Annotated in this window: 1 protein-coding gene (only partly in view); it reads left to right on the top strand. The window is 66.4% G+C overall.

Features of this window, described 5'->3' with window-relative positions; all coding sequences use genetic code 11:
- Positions 1 to 22571: the 3' portion of a beta strand repeat-containing protein gene (locus AC2ITM_RS20415; protein WP_486470253.1), read on the top strand. 7993 nt of this gene lie to the left of the window's left edge; 22571 of the gene's 30564 nt are visible here — the last part of the coding sequence; the start codon falls outside the window, past its left edge; the stop codon is at positions 22569 to 22571.

Raw genomic sequence — 22571 nt, 5'->3', positions numbered from 1 at the left:
TGCTGGACCTGTCCGCCCAGACCTTCACCGGTGCAGATTGGACGTCCCATGGCAACAATGCGGGCTATCCCACTGACATCACGTCACAAAGCCTGACCATCGCCGCCGATGACAACAATGCCATCGACGCCACCAACACCCTTTCCGTCACCACCACCGTCACCAATGACGCGGGCCTTGGGGTGATCTTCACCAGCCTGGAAAACGTCGCCAACGACTATGCCTACACGACGAAATCCGGCGTCCAACGGGAACTGACCTTCGGCCAGAAGATCCGCATCGCCGATGATTACGACGAGGCCAAGGGCGAACGCGGCGCTCTTTATATCTATTTCGGCGACAATCGCTGGGGTGAGGACGTGGATCTGTCCACGCTCGATTTCGAGGCCGACAGCGATTGGGTCAAGATCGACCCGCTGGATATCGAAAGCCTGCTGCCGCCGGGGATCAACCTGAACTTCTCTGAATCCGACGCCACTGCGGGCGGCGGCATGGTGGCGATGAACGACCTGCGCGGCACCGTCATCGCCCGCCTGGCCGAGGCCACCGCCACCACCACCGCCGACATCGCCGTCACCGCGACCGAAGACGCCCGGATCGACGCCCACAACATCGGCGACGTGGCGGCCGACGGCGGTTCGGCCTTCGGCGAGGGCGGCACGACGCTGGCCGTCAACGCGCTGATCGCCACCAACGTGGTCCTGGCCACCGCGCAGGCCACGGTCGAGGATGCCGATCTGCAGGCCTCGGGCGCGGTGGCGGTTCAGGCCACCAACAGCGCGGTGCTGGACAGCGATATCGACATGTCCACGGTCGCCGAGGGCGGCGGCGAAAGCTATGCCATCGGCGTGACGCTGGCCTTCAACTCGGTCGGGGTCAGCAGCCAGAACGTGCTGTTCAACACCATCGACGCGCTCTTCGGCCTGCTGCCCGCGGACGAGGATCCGGCCATGGCCACGGCGGCGATCCTGCGTTCGGACGTGACGGCGCAGGACGGGGTTGCGGTGCTGGCGACCAACGACATGGTGCTGACCGCCGATATCGTGAACGCAGCGCTGGCGACATCCATTGCGCTGGATGACAACACCTCGATCACGGTGGCCCCCATCGTGGCGCTGAACCGCGGCAGCGCCGGCGCGCAGGCCGAGATCCTGTCGTCGAGCGTCGCCACCGCAACCGGTGACATCAGCGTCGCCGCGCTGGATGACAGCCTGATCCATGCGGAAAACATCGCCTCTTCGGTCTCGATCGCCGTGGGCACGGGCAAGTCGCTGTCGGTGGCGGTGGCCACCTCGATCGCGCGCAACACCCTGCGCAGCGTGGTCGATGCGGGCATCCTGGCCTCTTCGGCCGAGGCCACGACCGGCACGATCCAGGTCACCGCCAGCCGCGCGGGCGTCATCGAAAGCACCGCCGCCGCCGTTGCCGCCAGCGTCTCTGGCGCGGCCGATGGCAATGCGGTGGGCGTTTCGGTGGGCGGCGCCGTTGCCGTCAACCGCCTCTTCGGCGCGGCCGAGGCCAGCATCGAGGACAGCAGCCTGATCGCGGACGAGGTGGTGATCCAGGCAGAGTCCGTCTCGCGCATTGATGCGACGGTGGCGGCGGTTGCCGCCTCCGTGTCGGTCTCGGCCTCGGGCGACAGCACGGCGGTCGCCATCGGGGCCTCGGTTTCCGACAACCAGATCGGCTGGCAGGATGCGGCGGTGTCTGCGGATTACACCAGCGTCCAGTCGGTGACGCTGGCCACCGGCGACATCATCGCCGTGACCGAAGGCGCCTATCGCGGCCGCAGCTTTGAATATGTCGGCACCAGCCAGACCGCCGCCACGGACCTTTCGATTGCCGATTACGGCGATGTGCAGGCCTGGAAAGAGGTCGGCCTGTCGCGTGAAGGCGCGCTGACCGCCGCCCATCTGGACAATTCCACGATCACCACCGGCCTTGGCGGCGATGCCGGCCTGCAGATCGAGGCGCTGACCGAACAGACCATCACCTCGCTGGTGCTGGCCGGGGCGGTGGCGGTCGCGGTGGGCAAGTCGGGCACCGCCGTGGGCGGCACCGGCAGCTTCTCCCGCAACCGGATCGCTTCGGATGCGGCGGCCTATGTGCTGGGCGACGGCGGCGCGGCGCTGCAGCTGGCCCATGGCCGCATCCAGGCCTTCGACCGCTCGACCATCGACAGCGTGACGGGGGCGGCATCGGTCGCGGTGGGGGTGGGCAGCTCCTCGACGGCGGTGTCGGTCGCCATCGGCATCGCGGCCTCGCTGAACGAGGTTTCGAACCGGGCCGAAGCTTCGGTCCTGGACGCCGATCTTGTGATCACAGGCAGCGACAATGGCACCTCGCTGATCGTCTCGGCCGAGACCTCGGCCGGAGACAGCTTTACCGTCGCCGCCCCCGGCTTTGACGGCGAGGATCTGGACGATGCCGCCCAGGTCGACATGCTGAACGACGACATGGGAACCGAGGAGACCTCGGACGATGTGATCACACCAGATGCCACCGATGCGGCGGCCGATGCGGCGATCCTCGCGGCACTGCGCAGCGCGCTGAACGCGCATCTGGACCCGCAGGACCAGGTCTCGGCCACGGATACAATCCGGGTGTCGAAGGCGGGCTTCGGCCAGTGGCTGGCAGTGGTCGAGGACACCAATGGCGACGGAGAGGGCTCGGGCCGCAGCTTTGCCCTGTCCTTCGACGGCAACGTTCTGAAGGTCGACAGCTCCACCATCAATGCCATTTCGGCGGCGGCAGCGGTCAGCGTTTCCGTCAGCTCTTCCAGTGCCATAGCGGTCAGCGGCGCGGGGGCTGTCGCGCAGAACAGCGTGACGGCCTCGGCCCTGGCGATGATCGACGGATCGACCCTCAGCGCGCCCGGCGACGTGGTGGTCGAGGCCTTCGGCGACAGCCGGATCAACGCCGCGGTGCTGGCGGCTTCGGCGGCCGTTGCGGTTTCGGGATCGACCGGCGTGGGGGTCTCGATCGGGGCGGCCATCGCGCGCAACCTGCTGGGCGCGGACGGCCCGATGCAGGTCATGGCCCGCGTCACCGACAGCCAGATCACCAGCGGCGGAGACCTTGTGATCACAGCCGAGGCCAGCCAGCAGATCCAGGCCCTGACCTTTGCCGGATCGGTCGCGGTGGCGGGCGGATCGACGGGCGTGGCGGTCTCGGGCTCGGGCGTGTGGAACGAGAACCTGATCGACGTGGACGTGCTGGCCGCCATCGACGGCGCGGCGGGCCAGACGACGGCCGACACGATCACGGTCGAGGCCATGAATGCCTCTGAAATCAACGCCTTCGCAGGCGCCGCCTCGGTCGGGGTGGCGTTCGGCAGCACCGGTGTCGCGGTCTCGATCGGGCTGGGACTGGCGCAGAACGAGATCGCCGGAACCGTCATCGCACGGGTGAGCGACGCAGAGCTCGCCGCGACCAGCGGCGATCTGTCGGTCACGGCGGAAAATGCGTCCCAGATCAGTGCCTTCGCGGGCGCGGCCTCGATCGCGGCGGGCTTTGGCAGCACCGGGATCGCGGTCAGCGGCGCGGGTGCCGAGGCGACCAACCGGATCACCTCCCAGACCCTTGCGCTGATCGACGACAGCACCGTCAGCGCCAGCGGCGATGTGGATGTCGCAGCCGAATCCTCGGGCGATATCAATGCCATCGTACTGGCGGCCTCGGCCGCGGTCGCGGTGGGGCAGACCGGCGTCGGGGCCTCGATCGGGGTGGCCGTGTCGCGCAACCTGATTGGCTATGCCCAGGGCAATGCCGCCCATACCAACACCACCGCCGACAGCGTGACCCAGCTGACGCAGAACACGACGACCGTGCTGATCGAGGCAGGTGCCCGCGCCGGCGACATCTATCGCTACATCGGCGAGACCGTGACCCAGGCCGACAACGTGATCGACGCGGGCGGCACCACGGCACCCTTCGCGCTGAATGCGCAGGATTATGGCAATACCGACCTGTGGGAACTGGTGAACCTGACCGACAGCGCTGCGGTGGTCGATGCGGCCATCCTCGACAGCGACGTGACCGCCACGGGCGGCGTCAATGTCGATGCCCGCAGCCTGCAGGCCATCAAGGCCGCCAGCCTGGCCGGATCCGTCGCCGTTGCCGGAGGGCAGACGGGAGTTGCGGTTTCGGGCAGCGGCTCGGCTGTGGAAAACCGCATCAATACAGATGTTTCCGCCCGGATCGCCGGGGCTGCCAGCAACGTGCAGGCGGATCACGTCGTGGTCAATGCAGATGACGTTTCCAGCATCGACGCGGTGTCGGCGGCGATGGCCGTGTCGGTGGCCTTCGGTCAGGCCGGTGTCGCGGTGTCGCTGGGCGTTTCCATCGCCCTGAACGAGGTCGCGGGCGATGTCAGCGCCACGATCAGCGAGGCCAGCGTGACGACGACGGGCGCCGAGGGCATCACCGTCAGCGCCTCGACCCCCGAACTGCCGCTGGGCAGCGGGGCGTCGGACGCGGTGGTCTCGGTCTCGGCCGGAGTGCTGAACGATCTGGCCGTGGCCGACATGATCGACAGCGACACCCCCGATGCGACGGATCTTGCGGGGGATGCGGCGCTGGCCGTGTCGCTGGCCACCGCCCTGCAGACCGCGGGCTTCGAGGTCGTGGGCAAGCTCAAGGTCGCCGCCCTGGAAGAGGGCCAGAGCTGGACCGTGGTCGACGAAGAGGGCTCCTCGATCGCGCTGCGCCTGGAGGCGGGCCAGATCCGCGCGGCCAAGGCCGCGATCAACGCGGTGTCGGGCGCGGCGGCGCTGTCGGTTGCGGTGGGCCAGGTGGGCGTCGGCATCGCGGGCGCAGGCGCGGTGGCTCTGAATTCCATCCAGTCCTCGGTCGAGGCGGCGGTCATTGATGCCGATCTGACAACGATCAATGGCGGAGATCTGGTGATTGACGCCCGTTCGGATACGGAAATCAACGCGGCGGTGCTGGCGGTCTCGGCCGCGGTGGCGGCGGGCCAGGTGGGCGTGGGCGTCGGCATCGGCGTTTCGGTGGCGCGGAACTTTATCGGGCGGGATCTGACGGGCGATCTGGTGGCCGGGCGCGGCGTCGTGCAGGCCTATGCCGAAGACAGCAGCATGGACCTGTCGGGCGATCTGACCATCGGCGCGCAAAGCGCCCAAGGCATTCGCGCGCTGACCTTCGCGGGTGCCGCGGCGGTCGCCGCTGGCCAGGTCGGCGTCGGCGTCGCGGGTTCGGGCGCCTATGCGGAAAACCTCATCGACGCCACCACCGGCGCCTGGATCGACGGCGATGGCACCGGCATCAGCGCGGATGTGATCACAGTCGAGGCCAGCGATACCTCGAGGATCGACGCCTTCGGCGGATCGGTCGCCGTGGCCGCGGGCTTTGGCATGGTGGGCGTGGCGGTCTCGGCCGGGGTGGGCATCGGCTTCAACGCCATCGGCAGCGACGTTCTGGCCGAGATCCGCAATGCCGACAGCGGCGTCACCAGCACGACCGGCGATATCGAGGTCCTGGCCAGCAACAGCGCCCAGATCCGTGCCGCCACCGCTGCCGCCGCGCTGGCGGTGTCCGGCGGGCTGGTGGGCGTCAGCTTTGCCGGCGCCGGTGCCTATGCCGAAAACGAGATCACCGGATCCACCACCGCGCGCATCGCGGATGCCATTATCACTGCCGCCGATGACCTGCTGGTCAGCGCCGAGGGCGACGCGCAGATCGATGCCATTGTTCTGGCGGCCTCGGCCGCGATCGGAGTCGGTGCCGGGGGCTTTGGCGCCTCGATCGGGGTCAGCCTGGCGGAAAACCGTATCGGAAACGGGGACAGTTCCGGCGTCTTTGCCACGATTGACGACAGCGCGGTAACGGCTGGCGGCGATGTCGATGTGCTGGCGGCGATGGACCAGGCGCGGATTGACGCGACCGTGGTTGCACTGTCGGTGGCCATCGCCGGGGGCGCGGTGGCGGGGGCGGCCGCGGGCAGCGGCTCGGATGCGGTGAATGCCATTGATTACGCGGTGATCGCGCAGATCGACGACAGCCAGGTGACCGCAACCGGAGATACGGTCACGGTCGAGGCCACCGACAGCTCGGTCATCGACAGCTTCGTCGGCGCGGCCAGCGTCGCGGGGTCGGCCGGGCTGGTGGGCGGGTCGGTCTCGATCGCCGTGGGCCTGTCCGAAAACAGCGTCGACAACACGATCCGGGCGCAGGTCGACAATACAGACGTCACCGCCGGCGCGATGGTCGTCAATGCCCAGGACGACAGCGACACCTATGCGGCAGCCGCCGCGGCAGCAGTGTCGGCGTCGGTTTCGCTGGGCTTCTCGGTTGCGGGGGCCGGAACGCGGGTCGTGGCGTCGAACACGTCGCGGACCCAGGCGCTGGTCAGCGGCACCGGCAACAACGATGTGATCACATTGACCGGCGACCTGGACGTCACCGCCGAGGCCCGCCCCCGGCTGGAGGCCGAAACCGTCGCCGCCTCGCTTTCCTTGGGCTATTTTGCCTTTGGCGCCGCTGGCAGCAGCGTCGAGGTTCAGGCCCTGCCCGAGGTCACGGCCTCGGTCACCGGTGTGATCACATATGCGCAGGATGTCTCGGTCGAGGCCACCAGCCGCAGCCGGGCCTCGGGTCTCGCGGTGGGGCTGTCGCTGGCCTCGGGCTTTGCGGCCTCGGCCAATGTGGTCGATGTGACGGTGGCCGGTGACGTCAGCGCCACGGCCGGCGGCACAATGGCTGTCGACACGCTGAACGTGACCGCGCGGACGGCGGAATATCATAACAATACCAACGCTCTGGCCACGACCTACGCGGCGGCGGGCGGGCTGATCGGGGCGACCTCGACGCTGGCCACAACCCATGTGGGTGACAGCGTCAGCGCCCAGATCGCCAGCGGCGCGCAGATCGACGCGCTGGTCGATGTGAACATCGCCAGCATCGCCGACAGTTCCCAATATGCCGATGCGCTGGCGGCGGCGGTGGGCTTTGTCGGCATCGGTGCGGCAGTGGCCGAGGCCACGGCCGACGTGACCTCTCATGCCACGGTCGGGACCAATGCCGATGTGAGCGCCGCGCTGGTCAACATCAGCGCCGGTGGCACGGCCGAGGCGGTGGCCGATACCACCGCCGGTTCGGGCGGTGCGGTGGCCGGTGCGGGCGCCGCACCGACGGTTACAATCGACGCCGACGTGCGCGCGCAGATCAGCGACGGCGCGCACATCGAGGTCGCCACGAACAATGCCTCGATCATCGACTACTATGCTGGAACCATTGACGAAATCCCGGGCTTCTTGAACATCACGGCGGCCTTCACCTCGCGGCCCAATGCCTTTGTCACCGCCTCCAGCTATGGGCTGATCGCGGGCAACGGGGCGGTGTCGAACATCGATGTCAATGCGGATGTGACCGTGCGCATCGGCAGCCAGGACGGTGACAATACCGGCGCCGAGGTCATTGCCGAAAGCCTCTATGCCGCCGCCACCAACACCGTGATCAAGGCCGCCACCAGCGGCAACCACTTGGAGGGCAACGCCGGCGGGCTGGCCAGCGGGGCGCTGTCGTCCTCGGATATCGAGATCGCTCTGCAGACCCGGATCGACGTGGATGATCACAGCCAGATCACCACCACCGACACCGCCGGCAGCTTTACCGCGCGGGCCTTCAACGCGCTCGACATCAGCGACGACGTGGCGCTGTTCACCGCCGGGGCGCTGTCGGGGGCTGGGGCCTTCACCGATCTGACCGCCGACACGCTGCTGGCCGAAGTGAGCGTCGGCAGCGGTGCGACCATCGACGCGGCAGGGCGCCTGATCTTTGAGGCGAACGGCCAGCACACCGCCAATCTGCATTCGAAATCAGAGACCTACGGCCTGGGCACCGTGGCCGTGGGCCATGCGAAGATCGACCTTGCCCCCGATAACCGCATCACCATCGCGGGCCATGTCACCGCCGGGCGCGACATCTACCTGACCGCGGGCACCGATGCGGATCGCAATCTCTATGTCCATCAGCTGACCGCCTATGTGGACAATTTCGCGGGCTCACTGATCCCGATCGACGATCTGGAAACCCGGGCCGTCGTGATCACGGACAACACGGTCGAGGTCACCTCGGGCGCCGTGCTGGAGGGCTTTGCCAACATCAACCTCTATGCCGACGAGATCGGCCTGGGCAACATGGACGTCAAGGCCAAGGCGGTGAACTGGACCTCGGCCGTGACCGATGCCATCGACAGCGCCCTGGGCGGCAACAATGCCAATCTGGGCCCGGGTTTTGGCCAGATCGCGGCGCGCGGCAGCGTCATCAACGACGGGCTGATCCGCACCGGGGCCGAGCGGCACAAGGATCTGACGATCACCTTCGATGCCGCCACCAACAGCTTTGTCGGCACCTCGACCACCAGCGCGGGGGTGCAGACCTGGACCTTCGATGCGGCCTCGGCCGGCGATCCCAGCAACCCGGGCACCTATGTCCTGACCACCAACGGCCAGGACAGCGACATCACCTTCACCGTCACGGTCGAACAGGTGGAAAGCAACCGGTCCGCCCAGCTGGCCATCGCGCGGGAAAACCTGGCGCTTTACAACGTCAAGGATGACAGCGGCAATCTGGTGAACCCCGATCTGGTGCAGTTCTACAAGGACCAGATCAACCGCATCCTGGCCGAGATGCTGGCCGCGGGCGAAGCGGTCTGGAACGATCTGAACCACAACGGCGTCGTCGATTTCGACAACAACGAACTGGGCGCCCTGCTGCCCACCGTGCAGATCATCGACGTGGATGCGGTCTTTGCCCAGGCCGGCCTGGTCGAGGTCCTGGCCGATCAGCTGTCGGGCTCGGGCACGTTCGACACGCCGCGCGACAGTTCGATCAGCATCCTGAACCAGACCGCCGCCTATCTGCGCGTCAATGGCGCCGAGATCCCCGAGGTCAATGGCGGCGTCTATTTCAACGGCAATGACGTGTCGCTGGCCGCCGATCCCACCGCCGCCATCCTGACCGAAAACGCCGATGTGCTGCAGGATGATCCGGGCCTCTGGGGTGTGATCACACCCGGTTTCACCTTCAGCGCCGCCTCGACCACGCCCTCGGGCGGGGTGCCCGAGATCACCATCGCCATCGATTACGACGCCCTTGGCGCGGTGCTGAACGACGGCAATCCGAACACCAACACCGCCATCTGGCCGGATCTGATCGTCGACGGCGCGGTGCTGAACCTGCGCGGCGACATCACCATCGACAACAATTCGAACTATGGCTCTTCCAACGGCTCGGTGCTGATCTATGCCGATGTGAACGGGCAGAATGTCTATGTGCGCTCGAACGGGACGACGATCCTGGACACCGGCGCCACCCAGGACCATCTGGCGGGCGAACCCTATTCCAAGTGGAAGACCGCGGATCTGACCGGCAACAACTATGCCGACCGCACCGCCGGGATGCTGAACGCCGAGCGGATCTCTCAGGCCGCCATCGACGCCTTCCTGTCGGTCCAGCCGGTGACGCCCTCGATCACCGGCGACCGGATCTATATCGAAAGCCAGTATCTGAACGTCAACGGCATCATCCAGTCGGGCGAGGACACCTTCAAGGTGGTGCTGAACGATGCCACCCGCGACAAGATCGCGGCGCATCTGGCCAGCGGATCCTCGACCGTGATCCTGCTGCCGACGACGAATTCCGACTTCCAGATCTATTTCGATCCGACCGCCAATGCCGGACAGGGCGCCGTGCTGGTCACGCCGCTGACCCCGGGCGGCGGCTATGTCGACATCACGGCGCGGGTGATGAACACCCGCAACGGCGAGATCATCGTCTATGGCGGCTACCCCGAGATCGAGATCGTCAACCAGATGACCTTTACCGGCGCCTATGCCGGCTACACCCCCGAGATCATCGTCCAGGAACTGGACGCCACCACCCGCGGCACCGGCGAGCTGATCATCAAGGATCTGGCGAAACAGGCCACCAACGGCGTGCCCTACACCACGATCTACCGCGTCAATGCCGCAGGCGAGGTCGAGGTCAGCGACAATGGCGGCGGCTACGTGGGCCAGGGCGCGGCCCGCGATTTCACCTACAATCCGCAGTCGGGCTACCGCTACGGCTGGATGCTGGCGCAGGGCAGCCGCGAGGTCCTGGTCGAAGAATATACCGAGGGCGACTGGCTGGGCATCGACGCCTTCGTGCCCGACACCCGCGAGCCCGACAAGACCGACACCACCGTATTCGCGGGCGAATTGATCCCGGATTCCAATTACTTCTACCTCGATGTCTCGCATGATGGCGACGCCTATACATTTGACAGCGTGACCGTGACCGGCAATGTCAACGGGCCGAACCAGACCGGCTACAACAGCTGGTCCACCTGGTACGGCACCAATTACGCCTGGTTCCAGTTCACCACCGTCACCGATACCGTCGAATACGTCACCCACACGATCGAGGCCGACCGGCCCATCGGCATCAGCTTCATCGGCAATGCGGCCGGGTCCATCGTGATCGACGGCGGCGCCTCGGACATCACCATCGACGGGCCGCTGCGCAATGCCTACGGGGCGACCTCGATCACCACGACGGGTGTGATCACAACCACCAACGGCGGCGCCATCCTGGGCGAGATCGGCGGCCGCACCGTGTCGCTGACGGCCCAGGCCGTGGGCAGCGTCTATGACGCCGTGCGGATCAACCTGTCGGATGCGGCCGGGGTCTCGGGGCAGCGGCTGGATGTGATCACAAGCGCCGGGATCATCAACTTAACCGAGGTCTCGGGCGATCTGACGCTGGGCACGATCCAGGCGGCAGCGGGCGGTTATGACGCTGTGATCACATCCGCGGGCAGCATCCTTGCGGCGGCCACCGGCCACCTGATCACCGGCGAAGCGGTGACGCTTTCCGCGACCGACGGCGATATCGGCAGCGCCGCGCGGGTCATCCAGATCGACACCGGCACCCGCGACCGCGCGCTTCTGACGGCAACGGCGCTGCAGGGCGGGGTCTATGTGTCTGAAACCGATGGCGATCTGCGGCTCTACCAGATTCACGCCCGGGACGATGTCTACGTGGGCGTGCAATCGGGCGACCTGGTGGATGGCAACCAGACCGAGGAAACCGACGAGCGCGCCGTGTCGGAACTGCGTGCGGGCGTCTGGGGCGCCCTCAGCCTGACCGACTATGAAACCGACGCGAACGGCAATCAGGTCTATACCGGCGCGGCCAGCCAGAAGGTGCAGGACGCCAAGGACACCCTGGCCAATGCCAAGACGCAGGAATACCGCAGCTACTGGCAGACCCGCATCGCCCAAGGCGAAGAATACGCGCTGGAACTGGCCGATCTGCACCCTGACTGGGACCAGGCCACGATCGACGCCGCGGCGGCGGACTATTACCTGACCTTCCGCCCCTCGGCAGCCCAATACGACCCCGCCGCCCTGCTGCTGCTGACCGCGGACGAGGAAACCTATTACCAGGCCTTCTACACCGCTCAGGCCACGGCCGAGGGCGCGGCCGATGTCAGCGCCTATGTGGCCAATGCGATCCTGACCCTGCGGACCTCTCGGACAGAACAGTACCGCAACCTCGATACGATCTGGGGCAGCTACGCAGGGACGCCGGGCAATGCGCTGACGCCGGGTGTCTATGATGCCGACTGGACCTATCAGCTGACCGCCGAAGAGGCCGCGGCCATCGAGGGGTCGATCAAGATCTGGACGGAAGAAGAGCTGATCAACGCCATCGGTGCCGGCCTTCTGGTGCCGGTGACCGACACCGACACGGTGATCGAAGAGGCCAACATCATCGGTGACACGGTGACGCTGGATGTCTCGGGGCAGATCGGCGCCACCGACGGGTTCGAGATCATCGCCATCGACCCCAACACCGACCTGACCCCGGATGAGCGCGTGCTGCTGTCCTCGGCCGAGCGTGACGACCTGTTCTTCCTGACCACCGACCGCTTTGCCGCCACGGTGAATTTCGACGCCGCCGCCGGCACCATCACCCGCACCTCGGGGATCTGGGACAGCAGCCTGGCCGGGCAGGTCATCCAGGTCGAGGGCAATTCCGCCAACGCCACCGAGGAAGGCCCCTTCTATACCGTCGATCATATCTCGGCCGACGGGCTGACGCTGGTGCTGGACACCAGCCGCGTTGCCCTGACGCTGTCCGAGGTCAACATCAGCGTCCATGTCTCGGGGCTGGCGCTGGATCCGCGGGGGCTCGATCTGTCGGACATGGTGGTCGACGTTGCGGGCAGCACGCTGACGCTGGTGGGCGGCACGGGCGATTTCGCGGGCTACCGGGCGGGGATGAAGCTGCTGCTGGCGGGCGATACCGCCAATGCCAATGACGCCGACAGCCTTTACACCGTGGTTTCGGCCACCGCGACGACGCTGGTGCTGGACCGCGCCCTGACGGCCGAGACCGGCGTCACCCTTGACGTCAACCAGTTCGTCGAGCTGACCATGGTGCAGGTCCAGCTGCGCGAGGATCTGGACATCACCGTTTCGGGCCAGCTGAACGTGATCGCGGGGGGCCAGGCCTATCTGGGCTCGGAATCCGCGATCGAACTGGGCGTGCTGGACGTGGCGGGCGATCTGCGCCTGCGCGCTCAGGGCAACCTGACCAATGGCGGCGGCAATGGCGCCACCAACATCACCTCTCAGGATCTGGTGCTTGAGGCCGGGGATGGCGGCGTGGGCGGCACCGGCACGATCTATGTCGATCAGCAGGCGGGCTACAAGCTGACCGCGCGCGGCACCGGCGACATCAGCGTGACCGAGCGCGATGGCGACATGAATGTCTCGACCATCTATTCGGCGGGGGGCGATGTGTATCTGGTGGCGCAGGGGTCGATCCTGGATGCCAATGCCACCGAATACGTGAATATCGAGGCCAAGGACATCACCCTGACCGCCCAGACGGGCAGCATCGGGACCAAGGCCAACGCGATGGAGATCGAGGCCCGCGGCGACGGGCTGAGCGATCCCGATGCGCTTGGCCTGGTGACCCTGACCGCCGCCGGAGACGTCATCGTCTATGAGCAGGAAGGCGACATGAACATCCGCAACGTGCTGTCGCGCGGCGGGGATGTGGTGCTTTATGCGCAGCTGTCGATCTTTGATGCCCTCGATCTGGCGGATCCCGCCGCGCCCGAAACCAGCGCCGATGGCAATACCACCGGATCGCGTCTGGCGGCCGATGTGCTGGCGGCGGGCAGCATCACCCTGACGGCCGAGTTCGGCTATATCGGCGCCTTCGGAAATGAGCTCGACATCGACAGCCATCGCGGCGGCACGGGCGTGGTGACGGTGACCTCGAAGGAAAACACCTTCCTGATCGAACAGGCGGGCGATCTGTACCTGAACACCGTCGAGGTGACGCAGGCCAATCCGGCGCTGGCCACCGCCTATCTGACGGCGACCACGGGCAGCATCTGGAACGCGCTTTTGCCGGATCAGACCTCGAACGTGCTGGGGGGCCGGGCCTATCTGATCGCCCAGGGGGATATCGGTGCGGCCGACAACCGGCTTTACACGCAGATCGGATCGCTGCAGTCGCGCTCGACCACCGGATCGACCTATGTGACCAATGACGGCGCGCTGACGGTCCAGACGATGGATGGCGGCGCGGGGGCGGGCCAGTATGCGGGCGGCGATGTGCAGACCACCGCCACCAGCCCGATCACGGTCGCCAACACGATCACCGCGGGCGGCAACATCACCTATCTGTCGACCGAGACGGCCCTGGCCGATTACGACAGCTTCTCCGTGCTGGACGGGATCAGCGTCACCGCGGGCGGCAGCATCTACATCACTGCAGGCGATCACGTGACCCTGGGCACCGGCGCCCTGCTGCAGGCGGGCGGCGACGTGGTGATCAGCGGCGATCTGGCCAGCCTGGATGGCGAGGGCAGCCATGTCACGATCAACGGTGTGATCACGGCGGGCGGCAGCCTGTGGATCACCACCGGCGCCAATTCCGACACCCTGGTCCTGAGCGAGACCGGACAGATCACCGCCTTTGGCGCGATCACTCTGGCGACCGGCGCCGGGGATGACGCGATCACCCTGCGCTCGGACCTGACCGCGCAGACCGGCGATCTGACGATCGAACTGGGAGAGGGCACGAACAGCCTGACCCAGGACCTGGGCCAGATCAGCGCCGGCGGCGCCCTACGGCTGAGCGCGGGCGCGGGCCGGGACGACGTGGTGCTGACTGGCACCACCTGGGTCGGCGGCGATCTGTGGATCTCGCTTGGCGGCGGCAATGACGACCTGCTGGTGCAGGGGCAGCTGGATGTGGGCGGCGATGCCGCGATCCTGATGGGCGCAGGCGACGACACGCTGACGCTGGGCCCCGATCCGCTGCAACCGCTGGTGCCTGTCTCGGTCGCGGGGGATCTGCTGATCGACATGGGCGACGGCGCCAATACCGTGGTCATCGCCGATGACATCACCGTCGGCGGCGACATGACCCTGCTGGGCGGCGACGGCACCGACGACATCCTGACCACCGGCACCGTGCTGGTCGGCGGCGACACGGCGATCGAGACCGGCGCCGGGCAGGACACGATCCAGATGCAGGGGGTCCATCGCGGGCTGGGCCAGGTCTTCATCGACACCGGCGCGGCCGAGGACGCGCTGGAGATCACCGGCATCCTGGAAGGCATGATCGAGGTGCTGATCGACACCGGCACTGCCGACGACCTGTTCACCCTGACCGGACTGATTGGCACCATCGGCGATGCCACCCTGATCACCGGAGAGGGCAGCGACGGCATCGACATCTCGGGGCAGGTGCAGGCGGGGGATGACCTGCTGTTCGACACCGGCACCGGCATCGACCTGGTGGCGATCACCGGCGTTCTGCTGGCGGGCAGCAGCCTGATCCTGCGCACCGACGAGGGCGAGGACCGCGTCGCGGTCTCGGGGCGGATGCAGGCGGGCAGCACACTGCGGATCGACACCGGGGCGACGCGCGACTTCCTGACCGTGACCGGGATCCTGTCCGCCGGGACGGGCCTGACGGTCAGCCTGGGGGCGGGCGATGACCAGATGGTGTTCAACGGCGCCGATGTTTCGGCCGGGACGACCCTGGTGATCCATGGCGACGAGGGGCGCGACCAGATCCGCATCCTGGATCCGCAGGCCTTCGACGGCACGGCGGCGATCTACGGTGACCTTGGCGATGACCTGATCGAGATCGTCCGGCTGGACGACCAGGGCGCCTCGGACAGCCTGCTGGTGGATGGCGGCGCGGGCTCTGACGACCTGACGGTGCAGACCCATGGATCCGTCAGCGGGATCGCGGTGAACTACGTGATCGACGTCGAGGACACGGGCGGGCCGACCGATGTCGACACGATGATCGTGCTGGGCACGACCGAGGATGACGTCTTCCTCAGCCGGACGACCTTCTTTGCGCTGCTGCATGGCGATATCGACCAGATGCGCGGCGAGGATCCGACCCGCCCCCAGACGCTGGAGCGGATCAACTACGACCGCGCCATCAATGGCCGCGTCACCCTGCTGGGGCAGGCGGGCGACGATACCTTCATCGCCGACGACAATGCCGCGATCATGACGCTGGACGGCGGCCTCGGCGACGACAGCTTCCAGTTCGGCCAGCTGTTCGGCAATGATCCCAACGTGGCAAGCGGAGAAAACGGCATTGCGGCGGGGGATCAGATCAACGCCGTGCTGACCACCCGCGGCTGGCTCTCGGACGGGATCAGCTTTGCCACCGTGGCCTTTGGCGGCGAGGGGCAGGACAGTTTCACCGTCTACGCCAACCGCGCCCAGCTGAAGCTGGAGGGCGAGGCCGGCAATGACGACTTCACCGTGCGGGCCTTCCTGCTGGCGGATGACGGGTCTTCGTCTCTGCAGGACGACACCCAGCTGAACGCGGGCGAAGGCGACGACCTGATCCGCTACAACATCAACGCGCCGCTCGATATCGACGGGGGCGCGGGCTTTGACAAGGTGATCGTGCTGGGGACCGAGGGCGACGATGCCTTTGTGATCACAGAGGATGGCGTCTTTGGCGCCGGTCTGAACGTCAGCCTTTCGAACACCGAGGAACTGCTGGAGGTCGACGGGCTGGAGGGCGACGACAGCTTCTTCATCCTCTCGACCGCCGCCAATGCGGTGACGCGGATCATCGGCGGGCTGGGCTCGGACACGTTCGACGTGACGGGGGATGTGACCGAAACCATCATCTCGGCCGATCTGGCCGGGCGGTCGGGGCTGATCAACCACCAGGCCGCCAGCACCGATGACGCCTATGACCAGACCTTTATCGAGGGGCTGGGCACCACGGTTGCCGATGCCAACCAGGGCGCCGTGATCATCAGCCAGGGGGCTGCGGGCGACACCACCCCCGGGGTCACGCAACTGTCTGAAAATGAAGGGGAACGGACGGATATCTACACGATCCGGCTGACCGATATTCCGACCGGCGTGGTCTATGTGACCGTCTCGGCCAACCGGGCCTCCAGCGCTGATCGCAACCTGGCGCTGCCGGGGATGGCGGCGGGCACGGCGATCAGCTTTGCCGCCGGGGGCAGCACCATCACCCGCGCCAGCGGCAGTTTCCTGGATGACGGGTTCGACGTCACCCAGTCGATCCGCCTTGGCGGCACCACCGATGGCGATGCCGACGGGATCTACAAGATCGTCTCGGTCTCGGCGACGCAGATCGTGGTCGAGGGGGCCTTTGACATCACCCAGACCGACGCCACCGACATCACCCTGACCGGACAGGAGGCGGATTCGGTCCGTGTCAGCGCCGATGGCACCACCTTCGCCGATGCCATCGTCCTCAGCTTCGATGCCACGAACTGGGATCAGGCGCAGACCGTCACGATCCGCGCCGAGGATGACGCCGCCGCCGAAGGCACCCGCAACGTGGTGATCAGCCACTCGGTGCGCTCCAGCGACGCGGCCTTTGACGGCGCGCAGGTGCAGAACCTGGTGGCCGAGGTCCGCGACAATGATCTGGCCGAACTGCAAATCACCCAGTCGGGCGCCGATACCTTCGTGCTGGAAGGCGCGCAGGGGATCACGGACACCTATGATCTGGTCCTGTCGCGGGCGCCCGGCCTGGGCGAAACCGTGACCATCACCCTGACGGACAACGCAAATTCCGGGGATCTGGCCTATAGCCAGACGGTCTTTACCTTCGATGCCACGAATTGGGATCAGGTCCAGACCGTGACCGTCACCGCCCTGGCCGATGGGCTGGTCGAAAACGCCGAGCGCATCACCCTGACCCATCAGGTCAGCAGCGACGGCCCGGTCTATGCCACCGCCAGCGCGCAGGAGCTGACGCTGACCGCCATCGACGGCGATGATGCGGGCGTGGTGATCCGCGAAAGCGATGGCGACACCGTGGTCATCGACAGCAGCGACGATGCCTATGACCAGACCGACAGCTACTCTGTCAGGCTGACGAAGGCGCCGACGGCGGATGTGACGATCTCGATCTTCGACGACGGCCAGACCCGTATCGTGGAAAGCGCCCGCGTGACGCGGGTGACGCTGGCCGATCAGACGCTGGCCGTCAGCTTTGTCCATGTCAGCGACGGCGCCGATTACATCGAGCGTTCGGATGGGGTGAACTGGGCGGCGCAGGGCTTTGCCTCGGGTCAGACGCTGGATATCTCGGGCGCGGGCAGCAATGACGGCGCGGTGATGATCGGCGCGGTTTCCGCCGATGGTACAAGGCTTTACCTCTCGGGCGGGAAATCCCTGACCGACGCCACCGGCCCCGCCACGCTGACCGTGACGGCGGCGCAGATCACCTTCACCACCGCCAACTGGTTCGAGGCGGTCGAGGTCACGCTGGAGGCCGATCCCGGCTATACCCCGGCAGCAACGGACTACATCACCAAGGTCTTCCCCGCGGAAGAGCACACCAGCGCCAAGGTCTACGGCCCCCTGATCCTTGAGGGCGGCCCGACCGAGGACCGCACCCTGCTGGCCCCGGTGATGCTGCCCACCGAAAGCGATCCCGGCCCCATCGCCCTTGATATCGTCATCGACGAGACCGCGCAGAACGACCGCGTCAACATCTTCAACGACACGGATGTGACCGGCGAGGCGGGCTTCATGACCACCACCACCCTGCCCGACGGCACCGAGCGGCTGCTGGTCAACGGTCTGGGCATGGGCACCGGCACCGTCGATTTCGACGAGAGCATCGCTCAGGACGGGTCTCAGATCGTCAGCTATGCGCAGGGCATCACCATGAACCGGATGGAGATCATCGACGTCCTGCTGGGCGATGCCGATGACAGTTTCACCGTTCTGGCGACCAACACCCTGTCCGACAACACTGTTGATCTGCCGATCACGGCGATCCACGGCGGCGGCGGCGCGGATGTGATCACAGTGCTGGGCGGCGGCGGGCCCGACAGCCTGCTGGTGATCTACGGCGACACCGACACCTACGGCGCGCGCTATGATTACCTGGGCGGCGCGGCCACCGGCGGCGGTCTGGTCTTTGACGGCCACGAAAACCCCGACCTGCAAGGGGATTACATCGACGCCTCGGCCATCGGCACGGCCGGCCAGCTGGGCCTGGTGATCTATGGCGGGATCGGCAATGACACGATCATCGGCTCGATGGGGGATGACCATATCGCGGGCGGCGCCGGGGATGACGTGATCTATGGCCTCTCGGGCAGTGATCACATCTATGGCGACAATGGTTTCAGCGTCGATCTGGTGGCGCGGGATCTGGTGGTCTCGGATGATATCATCCTGGATCCGGCGCTCGACAGTGCCGATACGCGCAGCCCGGGTAGCGACTGGATCGATGCGGGGACGGGCGACGATATCGTGCTGGCCGATCTGGGTGTGATCACACAGGTCGCGGGCACGCAGCGCATCACCACCACCGGTTTCGTCACTGCAGTCTACACCACCAACCCGGGCGAGGGCGGCAATGATACCGTTTTCGCCGGGATGGGCGACGATATCGTGCTGGGCGGCATGGGCGATGACAGCCTGACCGACATTGGCGGCGCCAATATCCTGTTCGGCGACAACGGCAATATCGACAAGGTGATCCTGGACGGGGACGAGGGCGATTTCGACGTGATCGAAACCACTTACGCCTCGGATGCGGGGAATGACTCGATCACCGCGGCAGGCGGCACCGACCTGATACTGGGCGGCTTCGGCGATGACGTGATTGACGCGGGCAGTGGCGCGAACATCGTCTTCGGCGATCTGGGCGAGGTCTTGGCCTATGCGACCCTGAACGCCCCGCAGCTGACCGGTTTCGCGATGACCATCGCCGCGATCCGCAGCCAGGAGACGCTTCTGGGCGGCGCCGACACGATCCTGAGCGGCGCGGGCAGCGACGTGATCCTGGGGGGCCTTGGCGCCGATCAGATCGACGCGGGCCAGGGCGCGAACCTTGTCTTCGGTGACAATGGCGCGGTGACGACGGGCACGGGGGCTGTGAACCTTGGCACCCTGCCGCTGGAACTGCTGAGCGCCCTCACCACGCAGGAGGCCCATGGCGGCGCGGATGTGATCACGACCGGACTGGGCGAGGATATCGTTCTGGGCGGCGCCGCAGGCGATGTGATCACGACCAATGCGGGCGACGGCCCCGACGCGGCGGATATCGTGCTGGGCGATGTGGGCCAGATCCTTTGGGTCAATGCGCAGGACGGCTCGACCGATCTTGCGCAGCTGATCGAGACCACCGACTGGCGTCATGGCGGCGATGACGTGATTTCCACGGGCGATGCCAATGATCTGGTGATCGGCGGCACCGGCGCGGATGTGATCCGGGCGGGCGCGGGCAACGATCTGGTGATGGGCGACCATGCCACCCTTGCGGGCGACATTGACGAAACCGCCCTGCCCCTTGTCACCGGCCTCAGGCCCTTCGATGTCTGGGCCACCTATACGGGCGGCGACCGGATGGGCGGCGCCGACACGATCTTTGGCGGTGCGGGCGATGATCTGGTCATGGGCCAGCAGGGCGCCGATGTGATCTTTGGCGAGGACGGCGACGACGATCTGATCGGCGGCCACAATGTCGATACCGACAACGAGGGCGCACTGGCCTTCGACACGGGCGATGCCATCGACGGCGGCGCGGGCGATGACGTGATCCTGGGCGACAACGGGCGGATCTACCGCTCGGGTCAGTCGGCCGATGCAAGGATGCGTGCCCTGGCCGAGGGGATCCTGTACGACACCGATGGCGTGGCGCAGATCACGGGCGCGGCGATGACCAGCCCCGACGGCATCCAGCAGCGTGATATCACCCTATTCGATCATTCGGATACCGAGGATGCGGCCGAATACGGCGACGATTACATCGCAGGCGGCGCCGAGGATGACCTGATCTTTGGCCAGCTGGGCAATGACGTGATCCAGGGCGATGGCTCGATCGATCTGGATGGCGACGGCATCGCCGATCCGGGCGCGGTCTTTGCCTCAAGGATCAACGGGTTGCTGGAAACCGGGCCTTCGGTCGATGACTTTGCCGGCACGGGCCGCGATGGTGATGACTATATCGAGGGCAATGGCGGCGACGACGTGATCTTTGGCAACCTTGGCCAGGACGATATCGTCGGCGGCAGCTCGACCCTCTTCAGCCTGGAGGGAGACGAGAGCCTGCGGCCCGATGGCGCCGACCTGATCTTTGGCGGCTCCGGCACGGCGGCCAGCCGCAACGATCTGGGGGATGAAAGCGCCGACGGCCATGCCCGCGACGCCGACACGATCCTGGGCGACAACGGCAATATCTACCGGATTGTGGGCACTTACGGCACCGACAGCGGCGCCTACCTGACCTTTGCCTACGACAGCTATGGGGGCGAACGCATCATCCCCCGCGCGGTCGAGCTGCTGGATTACACCGAGGGCGGCCCGGATTACGACCCGACCGCGCTGAACGACAACGGCGCCGGAGACGAGATCCACGGCGAGGCGGGCGATGACGTGATCTATGCGCAGATCGGGTCCGACGTGATCTTTGGCGATGGTCAGAACGACGATCTGATCGGCGGCTGGGGCAATGACTGGATCTCGGGCGGGACGGGATCGGACGGGGTGCTGGGCGACGATGGCCGCATCATGACCAGCCGCAATTCCACCAGCTATGGCGAGGATCTTTATGGCATTGCCGCGCTTTCCAGCGTGAATGACCTGATCACCGCGCCCAACAGCTTCAACTTCCGCTACGTGATCAACGTCGATCAGCAGCTGAAGAAGACGGTGAACCTGACGCCCTTCAACCTGGATCCCGCGGCCACGCAGGATACGGCCTTCGACCCGCAATATGCCGATGACGTGATCTTTGGCGGCTGGGGCGATGATTTCCTGCATGGCGGTGCGGGCGATGATGCGATCAGCGGCGCCGAGGCCCTGCCGCTCGCGCTGGCCCCGCAGGCGATGGATGGCACCATTGTGTCCTGGGAGACGCCGGTGAACCCCGGCGACCTGCTGGCCTATGACGCGACGACCCAGGAATTCGCCCATTACGACGAAAACGACCCGAGGGCGAAAATCACTCCGAATGGCGGCACCTTCTTCCTCAACCACATCGCCGAGGAAGGCCCGGTGGATGCCCGCAGCAGCAACGGGGTCAGCACCGACGGCGACGACGTGATCTTTGGCGATCTGGGCAATGACGCGATCTCCGGCGGCACCGGGCGCGACCGGATCTATGGCGGTTACGGCGACGACTGGCTGAATGCCGATGACGTGCTGGAAACCGCCGACACCACCGATACCGACGAAAGCTACGAGGATTACGTGCTGGGCGGTGCCGGGCGCGACGTGCTGATCGCCAATACCGGCGGCGACCGGCTGCATGACTGGACCGGCGAATACAACAGCTTCATCGTGCCCTTCAAACCCTTCGGGGCGCCCACGGTGAACCGCCTGATGGCGCCTTCCGCGATCGAGTTCTGGTATCTGCTGGGCGCCTCCGACGGGGCCGATCCGACCCGGGCGATGGATACCGGATCCGATCCGGCGCGCCATGGCGAACCCGAGGGAGAGATGGGCATCGTCACCCAATCCGATGCCGACTGGGCCGACACCCACGGCGCCCCCGCCGATCCGCAGCCCGGCAACGGCCCGGCACAGCGCGATGTGCGGGTAACGGCGGCGGGCGGCGACGGCAATGATGCGCCCTCGCCCACGGCGGATTACGGCACGGTGACGACAACCACCGTGGCGGAACCGACGCCCGCGCCGGTCGTCACCCCCACCACGGCGCAGCGTTCCAGCGTGGCGCAGATCCAGAACGCCATCGCCGCCTCGGAGATCGTGATCAGCTTCCACCCGAAGCAGGCCGCGAAGAACGAAGGCACCGCCTCTTATGTCTATGACGCGGAGCTGGGCGAATTCGTCAAGGATGTCAGCTACAAGGCCCCCGCCGGCACACCCGCCGACAGCGCCTATACGCTGCTGGACGAAGACGGCGCGCTCTTTGCCTATATCGACAGCAAGGGCGGCCTGTGGGTGATCGACGATTTGCTTGAGAATGACGGCGGATTTGCCGATGATGATCCCGACGACTGGATCTTTGTCAGCGATTACAACAGCGCCTACTAG

The organism is Pseudooceanicola sp. NS-SX9, assembly GCF_057380705.1.
This window is presented reverse-complemented; position numbering and strand designations above follow the sequence as displayed.